Source organism: Sulfurihydrogenibium sp. YO3AOP1, from assembly GCF_000020325.1.
Taxonomy (GTDB): domain Bacteria; phylum Aquificota; class Aquificia; order Aquificales; family Hydrogenothermaceae; genus Sulfurihydrogenibium.
In genome coordinates this window covers 1,692,307-1,709,875 of record NC_010730.1, presented here as the reverse complement: position 1 = coordinate 1,709,875, position 17,569 = coordinate 1,692,307, and the positions used below count along the sequence as shown (strand labels likewise).

Genomic DNA, 17,569 nt, shown 5'->3' with positions numbered 1-17,569 from the left:
AATTGGATAGAGTTTTACCTATTTTTGACAAAATAAACCAAAATTCAGATGCAATAATTATTGTTTTTATACTTATAATTCTTGGTTCTTTAGTTTTACCGGTTCCGCCGTTATTGCTTGATATACTTCTTACAATGAGTATCAGTTTTTCCATGCTAATTTTAATGGCTACGGTTTATGTTGATAGTCCTTTAAAAATATCTTCTTTTCCTTCTTTACTTTTGCTTGCAACACTATTTAGATTATCTTTAAACGTTGCATCAACAAGAAGAATTTTACTGCATGGACACGAAGGACCAGATGCAGCAGGTCACGTTATACAGTCTTTCGGGCAGTTTGTCGTTGGTGGTAGTTATGTAGTTGGTATTATAGTGTTTTTAGTGCTTGTAATCATCAACTTTATTGTTATCACAAAAGGTACAGAAAGAATTTCAGAAGTGGCTGCAAGATTTACACTCGATGCTATGCCGGGTAAACAGATGAGTATAGATGCAGACTTAAATAGCGGTCTTATAGATGAGAAAGAAGCTCAAAGAAGACGTCAAGAAATTCAAAGAGAAGCAGATTTTTATGGGGCAATGGATGGTGCAACTAAGTTTATTCGTGGCGATGCTATAGCTGCAATAATCATTACCTTTATAAATATGATTGGTGGAATCATAATTGGAATGGTTCAAAAAGGAATGGATTTCCAATCGGCATTACAAAACTTTACGATTTTAACTATAGGTGATGGATTGGTGTCCCAAATACCGGCTCTTATCACGTCAACAGCTGCAGGTTTAATGGTTACCCGTGCTGCTTCAGAAACAAACCTTGGTAAAGAAATATTTACACAGCTAACAAGCATTCCAAAAGCCTTATGGATGGCGTCAGGTGCTGTGTTTACTATGGGAATCGTTCCGGGTATGCCAACTTTACCATTTTTAATACTTTCGGCAATTCTTGGATTTTCAGGATACATAATGTATCTAACACTTAAAGAGAGAGAAAAAACAGAAAAAGAAGAAAAAGCGAAAGAAGTTATTAAACAGTTAGAAGAAGAGCAACCAGAAAGCTATATATCTCCACCGGAAGTTTTAACTTTTGAGATAGGATACAGATTAATCAAATTAGTTGATGAATCACAAGGTGGTGAGCTTATTAAAAGAATAAAAAATTTAAGAAAACAATTAAGCAAAGAGCTTGGACTGATAGTTCCACCTGTACATATCAAAGATAATTTAGAATTAAAGCCAAATGAGTATAGAGTTTTAATTAAAGGTGTAGAAGTAGCAAGGTACGAAGTAGACCCGGATAAACATCTTGCATTAGATACAGGTTCTATTAGAGAAAAAGTGGAAGGTGTTTCAACAAAAGACCCGGCCTTTGGATTAAATGCTTTATGGATAGATGAAGCCAACAAAGACAGGGCAAAACTAAACGGATACACAGTAGTAGATGTGCCTACCGTAATAGTTACTCATTTATCAGAAATAATTAAAAGATACTCTTACGAAATACTTACAAGAATGCAGGTTAAAGAAATCATTGATAATATTGCAAAAAGTTATCCTATAATAAAGGATATTGTTCCATCACAAGTTCCTTTAAATATACTTCATAAAGTTCTTCAAAATCTTTTAAAAGAAGGAATTCCAATCACAGATATCATTACTATTGTAGAGGCATTAGCGGATAGTATAAATAAAACACAAGACCCGGATATCTTAACTGAATACGTTCGGGGAGCATTAAGCAGAATGATTACTTCAATGTTTGCCAAAAACGGACAACTTACAGCATTAATACTTGGAAATAAAACTCAAGAATATTTAATAAATTTACTTAAAGAGAATGATTGGCAGATGCCACCATTAAATCCTGTTTTTGTTCAAAAGTTGATAACAGAAATATCCAAACATTTAGAAAACTTTATTATTCAGGGCGCAACCCCTGTATTATTAACATCTCCAAATATAAGAAGATATATCAAGCAAATTATTGAAAACTATATACCTAACTTACAAGTTTTGTCTTATTCAGAGATTGATAGTAAAATAAAATTAAATATTATTGGAGTTGTGGAAGTAGATGGAACCTAAAATAAAAATCTTTGAAGGCTATGATTTAAACAAATTGATGCACCAAATAAAAGAAAATTTAGGTGAGGAGTTTAAAATTCTATATCAAAATGAGATAAAAGAAAAAACAAAAATTCCTTTTTTTAAGAAAACAAAATATATCCTCATAGTTGAACCAATAGAAAATAAAATTTCTTTTGAGGATATCTTATCTGAAAATCTAGAAGAGGAAAACAAAAAAGAAGAAGTACAAGTTTATAATCCATTTAAAGCAGAAAATAAACAGGAAATTGTTGAAAAAACTGAATCTGTTATAAAAACTACAGTTCATAATGATTTAAATCAAAAACTAAACATAAAAGAAGAGTATTACGATAATAATATAACATACAAAGAAATCACAGAAGAATTTACAGGAAAAGCTTTAGACTTAATTAATTTACTGATTCAAAAAGACGTTGAGTTAGATGTTGCTAAAGAAATTGTAAGAAATGCTTGTGGATTAGAAATGGGTTCAAATAAGTTAGATTTAAAACACTTTACATATAGAGAATCTCTTATAGAAGGTATTGAAAAAAGCTTTATTTTTAAAGGAGATATTTTTAAAGATTCTGACAGAAGGAGAGTTGTAGCTTTTTTGGGACCAACCGGTGTTGGAAAGACAACAAATCTATTTAAAGTAGCTTCAAAGCTTATTTTAGAAGAGAACAAAAAGGTTGCTGTTGTATCGATAGACACATTTAAAGCAGGAGCAGGAGATCAAGCAAGAAGCTACTGCAACATACTTGGAATACCTTTCCAAATATTATCCGACCCTAAAAAGTTAAGAGAAACTGTAGATGATTTAGATTTTGTAGATGTTATACTAATAGATACTGTAGGAAGAAGCCATTACGACCATTGGAAGCTTGGGGAAATAAAGGAAACTTTACGCTTGATTGATGAAATAGAGTATATGATGGTGGTAAGCTGCAACTGGAAAAATAAAGAAAGTTATAATTTAATTCAAAAATATAGAAAATTCTTTAATATCAGTTATCTGTTTTTTACAAAAATTGATGAAACAGCTTATCCTGGTACGATATTAAATTTAGCATATAAAACTAAACTTCCGTTAACATACATCAGCACAGGTCAGAATGTTCCAGAAGATTTAAAAATTATTACTCCTGAAAGACTTGCTTCATATCTGCTTATGGAGAATGAATGATGGAGCAGCAGTTAAAACAATTAAAAGAACTTGTTAATAAAGCAGGTCCTGAAATTATACAAATGAAAAAAAATCCAAAATTTTTATGCGTGTCAAGCGGTAAAGGTGGAGTAGGAAAAACAAATTTTTCAATAAACTTGGCTTATATACTGGCAAACCATTTTAACAAAAAAGTTCTTCTGATAGATGCTGATATTGGGCTTGGCAACATTCACGTCATATTAAACATACCGTTGATAAAATCTTTAAAAGAATTTTTTGAAGGTAAAGATATAGAAGAGAACATAATAAAAGTTAAAAACTTTGATTTAATACCAGGGTTTTCTGGTATAGACAATATAAGCGATATAGAAAACATAGATTTAAATCATTTGATAAAGAGATTAGACGAAATATCCGGAGAATATGACTACATCATAATAGATACAGCTGCAGGGATTGGTAAAGAAGTAATAAACTTTATCTTTCCTTCAGACAAAACATATATCATAACAACACCTGAACCTACAGCCCTTACCGATGCTTATAGTCTAATAAAATCTGTCTTTAAAATTTATGGCTATTCTAATTTTAAAATAGTAATTAACATGTGTAGAAGTAAAGAAGAAGGACTAGAAACTTTTGAAAGACTTTCAAATTCTTGTAAAAGATTTCTAAATTTAGAATTAAATCTTGCAGGAATATTACCATTTTCTGAAAATCTTAAGAAGAGTGTTATATCAAGAACATTAATTTCTGAAAGTTATAAAACAGACTCCTTTACAAAAAATTTAATTGAAATTGCAAAAAAAGAAACGGGAGAAGATATCAAAAGAGAAAATAAAGAAAGCTTCTTTAAAAAACTGTTTTCTTTTATTAAATAATTAAGTGAATAAGCAGGAAAGCCTTTGGGTGAGAAATTAGTGGTTTTTATAGAATTTAAGAGGAGATCCTTCGGACTAAAGCCTCAGGATGACATTCAAAGGGTGAATGATAAACATTAAAGGAAGAATAATCTTATTTGTCATTCTGAGCGTTAGCGAAGAATCTCCTACTTTTACCCAATTTCTCACCTGACATATAAATAAGTAAATAAGTAAGAAAGAGGCGGATGTGAACTTAAGTAAAGAGCAAAAAAAGCAAATAGTTGAAGAATATATTGGCTTAGTTAAAAAAGTTGCTTCAAAAATATTTTATAGATTGCCGGATTGTGAGATAGAATTTGATGATTTGGTGCAAACCGGCATTGTAGGGCTATTAAAAGCTCTTGAAAATTACAATGAAGATAAAGGTAAATTTTCAACCTATGCATACATCAGAATCAGAGGAGAAATTCTTGATTTTCTAAGACAGCAAGATATTATGCCAAAAACGGAAAAAGATAAAATCACCATAGAGTATGCAGATAAACTTGGAGATGAGCTTCCTATTTCTAAAAATGCAATAATGCTGAGTTTAGATAAAATTATTTCTGAAGATGGAGAAGAATTTTCTTTTATAGATTTATTTGCATCTAAATCTAAAACACCTGAAGAAGAGTATGCACAAAAAGAATTATTAGAAAAAATCTCAGAGGCTATTGATAAATACTTAGATGATATTGAAAAGAAGATAATTCAATATTTATACTTTGAAGAAAAAGATCCGAAAGAGATATCGGAAATTATGAATATAAGCCTTGGGAGGATTTCACAATTAAAATCAAGAGCAGTGGAAAAATTAAAAAAAATTCTGTATGATAATATAGAGGGTTAAAAAATGAAAAATTTAATGCAACCATATATAGAAGGCTTAGGAATAATAAGAGGCAGCAGCAATAAAAAGAAAAAGCAAAATCTAGAAAAAAATATTTTCGATGATATTATTTCTAAATCTATAGATAAAAAAGAAGCAGTTAAAAAGAATAGAGACGTAAAAAACAAAGATAAAGACTTAGAAACAGTCTCAAGTTTAAATATAGCCTTAAGTCATAATGCAGTTAATAATAATGTAGAAAATTTAAAGAATGTTAAAAGTGAAGAAAATAAAATTAAAACCGGCTTAGAAGTTAATAGTTCCACCATTAATAAAAATTCTTATAAAAATCAACTAACTATCACTAAATTCATAGAGTCTATAGTAAATGTAGAAAACTCAAGAAAATTTAAAAACGATAAGGCTTTAGACAAATCCAGCTTAGAAATAAGTAATACTCTAACTGTTAATGAAAATTTAAACAAGCAAATAAATCAAATTAAAGACTTTAAATTGGCTATGGGAAGCTTAGAAATCAGACAACAGAAGATAGAAAGCATTATAAAATCTAATCAATTTCAAGATAAAATAAGTTTGCAAATGAAAAATACTAAACAAGGCATTAAAAGGGAAAATTTAAATGTTATTGAAGAAGAAAACTTACCGAACTTAAAAAGTCCTTTAAAAAAATTAAATAAGATGAATAATCTTGCAATAGATAAAACTAACATACCTTTAGATGATAAAAATAAATCAAATAGTGACGTAAATAATAAATTACAAAAAGATGTCATTTATAATCTTCTAAAGAAAAAAGAAGAATTTGACAAACTTACATCAAAAATTGAAGATAAAAAAACTGGAGAGTTAAAAGAGTTTAATATTCTTAAGTCAAATAAAGAGCCTGAACTTGAAATATCTATTAATAATTTTAATGAAAACTTGAGAGCGGAAGGCTTGCAAAATTCCAATGAAGTTAATTTTTATACTAACAAAAATAATGATGGAAACAATCTGGTTGCTACAAATTATAATGATAACCTACCTCAATCAGTAAATATCAACATTTCAAATTCTAACGATAGCAATTCAAACTATCAAAACAATCAAAACGATAACAATTTTAATAAAAATATGAATGGGCAAAATCAAAATAACAACTCCTTTGTATTCTCATACAATCAGACAAATATATCTGCTAATTTAGCATCAAATGCTTTAAACCTTGTTATTAACACAAAAGACGTTATTTTAGATGATATTACAATTCTTCAAATACAACAAATATTGAAAGATAATGGATTTAAACACCATAATATAACAATCAAAGATAAAGAAAAAGTTTTAAAACTATACGAATATAAAGCAATTAATAATTCTAACACTTCCGGGATAAACCTTGCGGTATGAAAGAAATTTTTATCAAGAAATATGCGTTTATTATTAATATTGTATTTTTAATAAATCTACTTTTTTATTCTCAATCTTTCTCAAAGGAAAATCCAAGAGATTTTATAAATAAAGCCTTGAAAGAATACAATGTAGGTTCTTATTATAGTGCGTTAGAAAATATATCAAAAGCTTTATCTATAGCAGATAAAAAATCAAAAGACTACAGACAAGTATTGTTGCTATCTGCTAAGATTTATCTAAGTATTGGTCAAAAGACCGGAATAAAACAATATTTATGGAATTCAGTATATTTTTTGAATTGGTATATAGCATTTGGCGGAGAAGCTAACAAAGATTATTACTATACTAAAGGTTTAGTTTATGAAAGATTAGGATTTTATGAAAGAGCCCTTAACAATTACAAAATAGCTTTATTTTCCAGCAATAGCAGTAATTTAACTAATAAAATCATTCTCGGTATAATGAGAACTTCTATATTGCTTGGAAACATAGACAATATCACAAAATATATAATTTACTTAACACCATTAGAATCTAAAGAAAGTAAGGAACTATCTTTTATAATGGGAATGAGAGCCTTTTACCTAAAAGATTACAAAACTGCTTTTGAATACTTTAAAGACACAATTACAAACTTTGAAGATTATTTATTAGACAACCCGGAGTTTTATTACACTGTAGCCGAAACTGCTTACAGATTAAAGAATTACAATCTTGCAAAAAGTATTTTTAGAAAAATCATTTCATATGTAAAAAATGATGATGTAATAAGAAAATCTTATTTGAGACTTGGTGATATTGCATCAATTGAAAATGACAAAATGGAAGCTTTTCAAAATTATCTTGTAGTAATAAATAGATTTCCAGAAACTCAAGAGAATACAGTCGCCAGACTAAAAATACTTGCATTAGGATTAAAGTATCCAGAGTTAGAAAATAAAATTAAATCCATAAAACAGCTTGAAGACCCAATAAGATTTATAGTTAGAACCTTAATATCAAACAGAACCAATTATATTGGCAAATATGCTCTTGGTAATTTTGGAGTTTTGGTTTTTCAAAATCCAACAGATTTTTTATTTAATAGGTTATCCTATGAGCTATCGTTAATATATCCTGCTAACTTTACTTACGAACAAGCTGAATATATTGCCAATCTATGGACAAAATATCTTTTAAAACTCTCTCCAGATAAATTAAGAATGTTATATCTGTCAAATCCAAAATTTTTTAAAGATATATTTGATAGAGATGTTTTAGATAAAATTTTGACCAGTCTTTCTGATGAAAAAGATATAAAACAAAAGATCGATTTACTAAAATCCATGGCCGAAAAGTATCAGGAGGATAAATACTATATTGATCTTGCCAAAGCCTTTATCAGCGATAAAAAATATAATTATGCCTTAGATACCTTGGAGAAAGTAAAAAATAAAAATTGTGATTATTATATTTTCACAATTGTTGCAAAATCTAATATGAAAATGGGCTATAAAGAGGAGCTAAATTCAATTCAAAATAAATGCGATATGGAAAATTTACCATTTTATATAGCTTTTGATTATTATTATTCTATAAATAATTATGAGAAACTTACAAAGTTAATCGATAAAAATAAAACTCAATTTATAGAAATGTATGAAAAAAACGAAATATTTAATAACAAAATTAATTTTCTAATAGAGAGTTTATTTAAAATGAAAAAGTATAATGAAGTCGCAAACATCTTAGATAAAATAGATTTTAAAAAATTAAAGAAAGAAAATATCTGCAAATCTGCAAGCATGACCATCATCTCTAAAATAAAAACAAAGAAAACAGAAAACATAGAGTTGTATTATAATTATTTAGCAAGCTGTAATGATGAATTATCAATTATTGCAAGAGAAATATACGAAAGTTCTAAAGTATTACAGGAGGTGGGAAGATAATGTTTGATGAATTGGATAAAATTAATACAATGTCTTCTTTCTATTTTGAAAGGACTAAAGTCATCCAGGGAAACATAGCCAATGCAAACACTCCTTTTTATAAACCGGTAGATTTAACCTTTGAAGAAGTTTTGAATTACCAAACAGTTTTAAAAACAACAGATGAAAGACATATTCAGCCAGAACCTAATAATTTTATAAAAATTAAGCCTTATCAAAACGGTATCATTACAGGATATGACCAAAATAAAGTCAATGTCGAAGAAGAAATGGCTAAACTTGCAGAAAGCTCAATAATGTATAAATCTCTTGTTGAAGTTATGAAAAAAGAACTATCAAAGATGAAATTAGCTATATCAGGAAAATAAGGAGGGATAAAAGATGCTTTTTAAAGGACTTGAAATATCTGTATCCGGTATGCAAGCTGAGAGAGTTAGAATAGATTTAGCTGCAAGCAACCTTGCAAATGTAAATTCTACTCATACTGAAAATGGACAACCTTATAGAAGAAAGGTGCCGGTTTTTGAAGCAGTTTTAGATGCTCAATCTCAAATTCCTGTTTATAAAGTTAGAGTTAAAGATATTCAAGAAGACCCATCGCCGTTTAAATTAAAATTTGACCCGAACAATCCTGATGCCGGACCTGATGGCTATGTTAGACTTCCAAACGTTGACCCAATTAGAGAAATGGTTGACATGATGACTGCGATGAGAACCTATGAAGCAAATTTAACAGCATTCAATACACATAAAGATATGTTAATAAAAAGCTTAGAAATAATTAGAGTATAAAAGTAATGGAGGACTGACATGAGAATTGAAGGACTAAATGGATTGCTACTAAAGTTAGATGTAGAAAAAAAAGAAGAAAGTAATACATCTTTTTCAGATTTGCTTCAAAACTTTATAAAAGATGTTAACAATGATTTGATTAATGCTAAAAATATAGAACAAGACTTATCACTTGGTAAAATCCAAAACATCCAAGATGCGATGTATCAGATAGAAAAAGCCGATATTTCATTTAGACTCTTAACAGAAATTAGAAATAAAGCTTTAGAAAGTTATCAAGAAATTATGAGAATGCAAGTCTAATGGAGTAAAGTCTCTTGGCTATAAATAAAGAAGTAATAATAAACAAAATAAAAGAAATATTTCAGGATAAAGCTAAGCAAAAATACATTATTGGTGGTCTTGTAGGATTATTTTTAATTATTCTTATAGCAATACTGATTACAAAGAATTTGCATAAAGAAGATTATGCTGTTTTATATTCAGGTTTAGCTCCGGATGATGCCGGCAATATTCTTACTGCTTTATCACAAGAAAACATACCTTATAAATTAGAAGGCAATGGAACTATAATCATGGTTCCAAAAGATAAAGTTTATGATGCTCGTTTAAAGTTGGCTGCAAAGGGATTGCCTTCCGGAAAAGTTGTAGGATTTGAGATTTTTGAAGAACCAAAGCTCGGAACAACGCAATTTCAAGAAAACGTTAACTATATAAGAGCAGTAGAAGGGGAATTAACAAGAACGATCAAACAGTTAGATGCTGTGATGGATGCAAAGGTAAATATAGCCCTTCCTAAGGATTCTATTTTTGTCAGGCAAGAAGACGAAGCAAAAGCATCTGTAATTATAAAACTCTGGCCAGACAAAGACTTAACAAAAGAGCAAATTAAAGCTATTGTATTTTTAGTTTCTCGTGCTGTACCGAACTTAAAACCAGAAAATGTAACAGTTGTAGATAATAGAGGTAGGGTTCTTTCTGATTTAATAGATGAAGAATCAGCCAACGAATCCGGAGACAAAACCGTTGACTTAAAAAGAAAATTAGAAAGGCAGCTTGAAAAAGATATTCAGTCTATGCTTGCTAAGGTAGTAGGTCCGGAGAGAGTAGTAGTTAAAGCCAGCGTAGAGCTTGAAACAGGAAAAGTTCATCAAAAAGATGAAATCTATGACCCGGATAAAGTAGCGGTAGTTAGCGAGAGAAAAATTAAGGAATCGGAAACAGAAGAATCTCAAACAATAAACGCACCACCTGGTACACCAACAAACGTTCCCCCTGTAATGAATACGCCTGTAATGGGTGGGGGAGGAAAGAAAAAAGAAAAGAGTGATATAACAACAAATTACGATGTTTCTAAATCAATGATAGAAACACAAAAACCACTGTTTACTATTAAAAAAGTAAGCGTTGGTGTTATGATTGATGGAAAGTATAAAGAAATTAAAGATAAGGATGGCAATATAATAAAACAATTTGAGCCAAGAAGTCAGCAAGAACTACAATCCTATGAAAATTTAATCAAAAGTGCTATAGGATTTGACCCAAACAGAGGAGATCAAGTTACCGTAATCAGCGTTCCATTTGAAGCTACCTCCACGCAGGAAGAAGTATCTACTAAACAGCAAAATTTAATAATGTATGTAATTGCAGGAATATTACTTTTACTTATACTAGGTTTATTAGCGTTTATTTTTATCAAAAAGAAAAAACAGAAAAAAGAAGAAATTATTACTGCTACTACTCTTTCAGCACCATTAGCCGGGGTTGCTGCTGAAGCATTAGCAAAAAAATATGAAGAAGAAAAAAGTTTAGTGTCGGAAATAGAAAAATTACCTGAATATCTAAAAATATTAGAAATAGCCGAAGAAAATCCTCAAATGATAGCTAATATCATAACAAAATGGATTAAAGAAGATGCTAAAAAATGAAGCTGAATTTAACTGATTTTACTCAGCTTAAAAATATTTCTGAAAAATTAGAAGAAAAAGAAAATGACAATAATTTAGAGAAAGAAATTGAAATTTTAAAAAATCAAATTAATCAATTATTAAAACAAATTGAAATAGAGAAGGAGAATGCTTATAAAAAGGGCTTTGAAGATGCTACAAAGTCCTTGGAAGAAAAGTATAAAAATATATTAGAACAAAAAATAAAAGAAATAGAAGCAAGCTTTAATGACAAATCCAGCGCCGAAATTAAACAAGCTCAAGATACTATTGAGAAAATACAAAATAGCTTAAAACAGCATTATCAAATATATTTAGCAAAAATATCGGAAATAATCTCTGACAGTATAGCAGAAATTTTAGAATTTCTGTACATTTATGAAAAAGACCCCGAAAAAGTTGCTGAAAAAATAAATGAGATATTAGAAGAGCTAAGGGAATTTAAAGTATTAAAAATTAAAGTCAGTAAAGACCAAAATTTGGAATTATTACAAAAATTTCTATCTAATGTATCTTTAGAAATAGATGAAAAATTAGAAGGAAATGATTTTATTATTGAGTTTGATAATGGAAAAATAGAAAATAAATTTAGAGAAAAAATAGAGATTGTAAAAGATGAAATTAAAAGAGAGATTAAAAAACTATCCGAAATATAAAGCAATTGGGAAAGTAAAAAAAGTTATAGGCAATACTATAGAAGCAATTATTCCAAAAGTTAGCATTGGAGACAAGTGCATAATAGATAAATCTATAGAATCAGAAGTAATTGGATTTAAAGACGGTACAGTATTGTTAATGAGTTATGAAAATTTGGATGGCATAAAAATTAATAGCCCTGTAGAGGTTTGCTATACAAAGCCGTCTGTCCTTGTAGGCTTGGATTTGCTTGGAACTATTGTAGACCCTTTTGGAAGACCTTTAAATAAAGAAAAAATTAACTATTCCAATAGCTATTATCTTAAACTTGAAACTATAAATCCTTTAGAAAGAGAAAGAGTTACAGAAGTCTTAGATTTAGGAGTTAGAGCAGTAAACGCTTTATTTACCATCGGAAAAGGGCAAAGAATGGGAATTCTCTCTGGTGCAGGTGTTGGAAAAAGCACCCTCTTAGGAATGATTTCAAGGTTTACAGAAAGCGATGTAAACGTAATAGCTTTGATAGGTGAAAGAGGCAGAGAAGTCAGAGAGTTTATTGAAGATAGCTTAAAAGAAGAAGGGTTAAAAAAATCTGTGGTTGTAGTAGCTACTTCCGATATGCCGCCTTTAGCAAAAATAAGAGCAGTTATGACTTCTCTTGCTATAGCGAGATACTTTTCAAATATTGGTAAGAATGTACTTTATCTTTTAGACTCCTTAACAAGAGTAGCTATGGCGCAAAGAGAAATAGGACTATCTGCAGGAGAACCGCCAACAACAAAAGGATACACTCCATCAGTGTTTACACTTCTACCAAGAATTATAGAGCAAGCTGGAAATTTTAAAAATAAAGGAAGTATTACAGGAATATACACAGTTTTGGTTGAAGGTGATGAAATTCAAAATGACCCAATAGCAGATGCTGCTATTTCATTTTTAGATGGTCATATTGTATTATCAAGACAAATTGCAAATAAAAGAATTTATCCCGCTATTGATATTCTAAAAAGTATAAGTAGATTAATGCCCCAGCTTGTTAATGACGAAATAATGTTATACCAATCAAAAATTATAAGCTTAGAGGCAAAGTATAGAGAAATGGAAGACATGATAAACTTGGGACTTTATAAAGAAGGGTCTTCCAAAGAAGTAGATTTAGCAATTAAAATGCATCCGGTTATAGAAGAATTTATTAAACAAGATATAAACGAAAGGATTGATTTTAAAAAAAGTATTGATGATTTAAAAAATGTGTTAAACTATTTTAAAAACATAGGGGGTGAATTAAGATGATAGACACCTCATTAACAACGTTTCCAGATTCAGCTACGTCCAATAAACCAAAGGTTGTTGATGCTAATTATGATAACTCTAAGATGAGTCAGAATGATTTTCTTAAAGTACTTCTTGCAGACTTAAAGTGGCAAGACCCAATGAACGCTAAGGATATCTCGGATTTCATAGACAACAGTGTTAAACTTAGGCAGATGGAATCTTTAGACAGTATACAAAAATTAGTAGATACACTTTCAACGTTTACAAACAGCATAGTAAACGCATCTTCAATGATAGGTAAAAAAGTTAAGTATGAAGGAAATCAGACTTATATATCACAAGGTCAATCAAACATTGAATTTAAATTAAATGCTCCAGCACAAAATGTCAAAGTTTCATTAGTAGATTCTAACGGCAATATAGTTGAGCAAAAAGAATTTACAAATTTAAATGGAAATACTACGTATCCTTTATCAATAGAAAATCAAAATTTAACAGATGGTTATTATAAAGTATTAGTATCAGCCAAAGATTCTGCCGGAAACGATGTCCAAGCAACTATTTACTCAACGGGAATTGTAAATGGTATATTAAAAGATAATAGTAGTTTAAGTGCGAAGATTAATAATGTCAATGTGTCCTTAGATAAAATACTGGAAATAAGTATGTAAAGGAGGGATAGCCATGCTACAGTCATTTTATACAGCAATAACCGGATTAAACGGAAATCAGCAATGGTTAAATGTGATATCTGATAATATTGCCAATGTTAATACAATTGGTTTTAAATCAGAAAGAGTTACTTTTGAAGATTTAGTTGCTCATAGCTTAACAACTTTTGCTAACAATACACCTAAAAATACAGAAATTGGTGGCGGGTCTTTCGTTGCCCTTACTACAAAAGACTTTTCACAAGGATCTTTTATGAATACAAACTCTCCAACAGACCTTGCATTAGATGGAGAAGGATTTTTTATGGTTAAAGATAACCAAGGAACTGTTTACTATACAAGGGCAGGACAGTTTAGATTGGATGCTAACGGAGATTTAGTAAACGTTGACGGAATGAAATTACAAGGATGGACACTTGATAATAATGGTAATATTGCAGGAGCTTTAGATAAAATAAACGTTCCTTATGCTATTAATCCAACGATAACAACAAAAATAAATCTTGTTGAACCAACAAATTTAGACTCAAGATCAAATGTTATATCTGCAACTTTTGATCCAACAAATTCAACTACATTCAATTATGTAAATTCAATGACTATTTATGATTCTCTTGGAAATCCACATACTTTATCTTTCTATTTTCAAAAAACGAATGAAAGTTCGACAGGAAGCACTTGGAAAGTTTATGCGTATAAGGATAACGATTTAACAACACAAGTAGGAAGTTCAACTTTAAACTTTGATACAAATGGAAATTTAACATCAGGTTCTCCGTTTACATTATCTTTAACTTTATCAAATGGAGCAACTTCTCCACAGGTAATTTCTGTTGATGTTTCAAAAATAAAACAAGTAGCTTCAGATTTTATATTCTATGCAAATCAAGATGGTTTTGCTAAAGGAGATTTGCTTGGAGTTGCTGTTACTGAAGATGGTATTGTAAAAGGTATGTATTCAAACGGAAATGTTAAAAATATTGCAAGGCTTGCAGTAGCAACATTTAAAGATAAAGAAATGCTTGTTAGAAAAGGTAATAACTTATATTTACCAAATACCCAAACATTTACTCCAATTATCACACCTGGAGGAATTTTGAGTAAAGTAAGAAGCGGATTCTTGGAACTTTCAAACGTTGACATTTCAAGAGAGTTTATCAACCTTATTACTGCACAAAGAGCTTATCAAGCTAATGCAAGAGTTATTACTACAGATGATCAAATACTTCAAGAAGCAATGAATATCAAGAGATAAAAATCATGACAACTTCACACATCACAATAAAGAGGTAGGTAATGGCTGAGGAGAAGGAAAATCAAGAACAGCAGCAGGAAGAAAAAGGTGGCGGGAAGAAGAAGTTAATCATCATATTAATCCCTGTTTTATTATTAGTATTGGGTGGAGGAGGTTTTTTTGCATATAAAACTTTCTTTGCAAAAGAAGAGAAAGAAAAACCACCGGAGAAAATTGCAAATGAAATAAAAAAAGCTGAAGAGCAAGGAGTAGAGTTAGAAGTTGGAACTTTTGTAGCAAACTTGGCTGATAAAGATGCGGATAGATATATAAAAGTTACTATAATTATGGAAGTTCAAGATGAGAAAGTAAAGGAAGAAGCTACAAAAAGGATGCCTCAGATAAAAGATGCAATTAATACGCTATTATTCACAAAAACAAGCGGAGAACTAAAATCACCGGAAGGAATTGAAAAACTTAAAGAAGAGATAATCAGAAGAACAAATGCTATTTTACCTCTTGGTGGAGTTAAAGATGTTTACTTTACAGAATTCATAATACAAACAAGCTAAACTGGAGAATATATTATGCATAAGGATATGGAAGTAGATGAGATATATAAAAAAATTAGCTTGATAAAAAATATAAATATACCTATTGTAATAGAATTGGCAAGTTTAAAAAAGAATTTTGAGTTTTTGCTTAACTTAAAAGAAGGTGATATTATAGATCTTGAAAAGAATATTGAGGATTTTGTAAATATATATTTTTTAAATGAAAAAGTAGGATTTGGTGAACTTGTTAACGTAAATGAAAAGTACGGAGTAAGATTAGTAGATTTAATAAAATGATAGATTTTTCAATAATTTTTAAGTTAATTTTATCTTTGTTAATAGTAATCGGAACATTATATGGACTTTTATATTTTCTTAAAAAATATTCAATACCATTTAGTAAGGCTAACCAAGAAGATATAAAAATCAGAGATGTTAAATTTATTTCCAAGGACATAGGCTTAATTACAATTGAGTTTGATAATAAAATATTTTTATTAGCATTTCAAAATGGTAAAATAGAAAAAATCAGCGAAAAAGAAACTACTCAAAATCTTGAGGATAAAGAATAGATTATGAATAGATTAAATAATACGTCGGGTGAGAAATTCAGTAAAAGTAGGAGATTCTTCACCGGCTTCAGAATGACAAATGAGGTTATCCTTTCTCTGATATTTATCTACCAACTTTTGACTGTCATCCTGAGGACTTTAGTCCGAAGGATCCCCTTATCTAAATTTAAAAAATCTCTAATTTCTCACCCCAAAGTATAGAGTATAGACTATGAATAGATTAAAAAATAAAAATCTTATGAGATGCATCAGGTGAGAAATTGGGAATTTTTATAGAACCAAAACAGAAATCCTTAGGACACTGTCCTCTATATGACATGACAGACAGGAAAGTTAAAAGTAAAAGATACACATTTCTAAAGCCGGCAAAGATTTTTATTCCTTGGCATTACTATGTCATTCTGAGCATAGCAAAGAATCTACTCTTTTTTTATTCAAAAAAAACATTAAAATATATGATCTTTCAGCTTAATAATCTCGATATAACAAACAAAATAATGGTTCATTCTGAAACCAAAAAAGAATCTGATGATATTTTAAATTTCTCATGCAATGTATATCTCATAATATCTATAATCATTGTTTTAACGCTTTTAAACTTTTCCTTTTCTTATGCTGATACATTTTCAGAGACCTTGGCTGGATTTAACCGTTTAGATACAACCCTAAAAATTTTATTACTAATCACTATCATAAGCATAGCACCGGCATTATTGATAAGCGTGACTGCCTTTGTAAGAATTGTTATAGTATTATCATTGTTAAGACATGCTCTTGGTATTCCAACGGCACCACCAAACCAAGTAATAGTAGGTCTTGCACTTTTTTTAACCATCTTTGTAATGAAGCCAACTTTTGACAAAATAAATGAAGTTAGTATTTCTCCATATCTAAAAAAACAGATATCTGATATACAAGCAATAGAAAACGCAAAAGAGCCTTTAAAAGAGTTTATGCTAAAAAACACAAGAAAAGAAGATTTAAAACTATTTTTAGATTTAGCCAATGAAAAACCATTATCTCCAAAGGATATCAGCATTTCAACCTTGATTCCGGCTTTCATGATAAGCGAAATCAAAACTGCCTTTGAAATTGTTTTTATAATATATTTACCATTTCTTGTTATAGATTTTATAGTTGCAAGCATCTTGATGTCCATGGGTATGATGATGATACCGCCGATGTTTATATCATTACCTTTTAAGCTTATGCTGTTTGTCCTTGCAGATGGCTTTGAACTTTTAGTCAAAGCTCTTGTTAGCAGTTATAAGTAGTGAGAGGTGCAATCATGACGATAGATATGGCAGTTAATTTAACATCTGACATGTTTAAAATTACTATTTTAGTTGCCGGTCCGGTAATTCTAATAACCTTTATTGTTGGACTTTTGATTAGCATATTTCAAGCTGCAACACAGATAAACGAAATGACTATAACATTTGTTCCAAAAATCATCGCGGCGGTGATAGGTTTAATCATTTTTGGCTCATGGATGACAACAAAATTAGTTGATTATACAAAAGAAGTATTGATGATGATCTTAAAGATTGTACAATGAG

General features: G+C 29.7%; 19 protein-coding genes. All 19 read left to right on the top strand.

Annotated elements, in window-relative coordinates; translation table 11 throughout:
* Positions 1–2 precede the first annotated feature (2 nt).
* The 19 genes from flhA (at position 3) to fliQ (ending at position 17,568) form a co-directional block, all read left to right on the top strand.
* Positions 3–2,084: a flagellar biosynthesis protein FlhA gene (flhA, locus tag SYO3AOP1_RS08445; protein WP_012460305.1), complete on the top strand. Its 2,082-nt coding sequence runs from the start codon at positions 3–5 to the stop codon at positions 2,082–2,084.
* Complete coding sequence (gene flhF / locus SYO3AOP1_RS08440; RefSeq protein WP_012460304.1) at positions 2,074–3,273, top strand: flagellar biosynthesis protein FlhF; 1,200 nt, start codon at positions 2,074–2,076, stop codon at positions 3,271–3,273. The genes flhA and flhF overlap by 11 nt, the downstream gene beginning before the upstream one ends.
* Positions 3,273–4,136 carry a MinD/ParA family protein gene (locus SYO3AOP1_RS08435; protein ID WP_281340739.1) on the top strand — a complete coding sequence of 288 codons (864 nt, stop codon included), beginning with the start codon at positions 3,273–3,275 and terminating at the stop codon, positions 4,134–4,136. The genes flhF and SYO3AOP1_RS08435 overlap by 1 nt, the downstream gene beginning before the upstream one ends.
* A 229-nt stretch (positions 4,137–4,365) precedes the next feature.
* Complete coding sequence (locus SYO3AOP1_RS08430) at positions 4,366–5,007, top strand: sigma-70 family RNA polymerase sigma factor (protein ID WP_012460302.1); 642 nt, start codon at positions 4,366–4,368, stop codon at positions 5,005–5,007.
* Between the two features lie 3 nt (positions 5,008–5,010).
* Positions 5,011–6,396: a hypothetical protein gene (locus SYO3AOP1_RS08425; protein WP_012460301.1), complete on the top strand. Its 1,386-nt coding sequence runs from the start codon at positions 5,011–5,013 to the stop codon at positions 6,394–6,396.
* Entirely contained in the window at positions 6,393–8,330 is a 1,938-nt protein-coding gene (locus SYO3AOP1_RS08420; protein WP_012460300.1) for a hypothetical protein, read from the top strand. The genes SYO3AOP1_RS08425 and SYO3AOP1_RS08420 overlap by 4 nt, the downstream gene beginning before the upstream one ends.
* The gene (flgB, locus tag SYO3AOP1_RS08415; RefSeq protein WP_012460299.1) at positions 8,330–8,698 is read left to right on the top strand and encodes a flagellar basal body rod protein FlgB; all 369 of its coding nucleotides are present in this window, start codon (positions 8,330–8,332) and stop codon (positions 8,696–8,698) included. Before SYO3AOP1_RS08420 ends, flgB begins: the two co-directional genes overlap by 1 nt.
* A gap of 13 nt (positions 8,699–8,711) precedes the next feature.
* Positions 8,712–9,122, top strand: a complete 411-nt coding sequence (flgC, locus tag SYO3AOP1_RS08410; protein ID WP_012460298.1) for a flagellar basal body rod protein FlgC — start codon at positions 8,712–8,714, stop codon at positions 9,120–9,122.
* Between the two features lie 18 nt (positions 9,123–9,140).
* Positions 9,141–9,425, top strand: a complete 285-nt coding sequence (gene fliE / locus SYO3AOP1_RS08405; RefSeq protein ID WP_012460297.1) for a flagellar hook-basal body complex protein FliE — start codon at positions 9,141–9,143, stop codon at positions 9,423–9,425.
* 14 nt (positions 9,426–9,439) lie between these two features.
* Positions 9,440–11,050, top strand: coding sequence for a flagellar basal-body MS-ring/collar protein FliF (fliF, locus tag SYO3AOP1_RS08400; protein WP_012460296.1), 1,611 nt, complete (start codon positions 9,440–9,442; stop codon positions 11,048–11,050).
* Entirely contained in the window at positions 11,047–11,724 is a 678-nt protein-coding gene (locus SYO3AOP1_RS08395; RefSeq protein ID WP_012460295.1) for a FliH/SctL family protein, read from the top strand. The genes fliF and SYO3AOP1_RS08395 overlap by 4 nt, the downstream gene beginning before the upstream one ends.
* Positions 11,684–12,997 (top strand): FliI/YscN family ATPase, encoded by a 1,314-nt coding sequence (locus SYO3AOP1_RS08390; RefSeq protein ID WP_012460294.1) that lies wholly within the window; start codon positions 11,684–11,686, stop codon positions 12,995–12,997. The genes SYO3AOP1_RS08395 and SYO3AOP1_RS08390 overlap by 41 nt, the downstream gene beginning before the upstream one ends.
* On the top strand, positions 12,994–13,650 hold the full coding sequence (locus SYO3AOP1_RS08385; protein ID WP_012460293.1) for a flagellar hook capping FlgD N-terminal domain-containing protein: 657 nt from the start codon (positions 12,994–12,996) through the stop codon (positions 13,648–13,650). Before SYO3AOP1_RS08390 ends, SYO3AOP1_RS08385 begins: the two co-directional genes overlap by 4 nt.
* Positions 13,651–13,663: 13 nt before the next feature.
* The gene (locus tag SYO3AOP1_RS08380) at positions 13,664–14,905 is read left to right on the top strand and encodes a flagellar hook protein FlgE (protein ID WP_012460292.1); all 1,242 of its coding nucleotides are present in this window, start codon (positions 13,664–13,666) and stop codon (positions 14,903–14,905) included.
* 41 nt (positions 14,906–14,946) lie between these two features.
* On the top strand, positions 14,947–15,456 hold the full coding sequence (locus SYO3AOP1_RS08375; protein ID WP_012460291.1) for a flagellar basal body-associated FliL family protein: 510 nt from the start codon (positions 14,947–14,949) through the stop codon (positions 15,454–15,456).
* 15 nt (positions 15,457–15,471) lie between these two features.
* Positions 15,472–15,735: a FliM/FliN family flagellar motor switch protein gene (locus SYO3AOP1_RS08370; protein ID WP_012460290.1), complete on the top strand. Its 264-nt coding sequence runs from the start codon at positions 15,472–15,474 to the stop codon at positions 15,733–15,735.
* Positions 15,732–16,010 (top strand): hypothetical protein, encoded by a 279-nt coding sequence (locus SYO3AOP1_RS08365; protein WP_012460289.1) that lies wholly within the window; start codon positions 15,732–15,734, stop codon positions 16,008–16,010. Before SYO3AOP1_RS08370 ends, SYO3AOP1_RS08365 begins: the two co-directional genes overlap by 4 nt.
* A gap of 455 nt (positions 16,011–16,465) precedes the next feature.
* Positions 16,466–17,284, top strand: a complete 819-nt coding sequence (gene fliP / locus SYO3AOP1_RS08360; RefSeq protein WP_281340731.1) for a flagellar type III secretion system pore protein FliP — start codon at positions 16,466–16,468, stop codon at positions 17,282–17,284.
* A gap of 14 nt (positions 17,285–17,298) precedes the next feature.
* Positions 17,299–17,568 carry a flagellar biosynthesis protein FliQ gene (gene fliQ / locus SYO3AOP1_RS08355; protein WP_012460287.1) on the top strand — a complete coding sequence of 90 codons (270 nt, stop codon included), beginning with the start codon at positions 17,299–17,301 and terminating at the stop codon, positions 17,566–17,568.
* The last annotated feature ends 1 nt before the right edge of the window (position 17,569 follow it).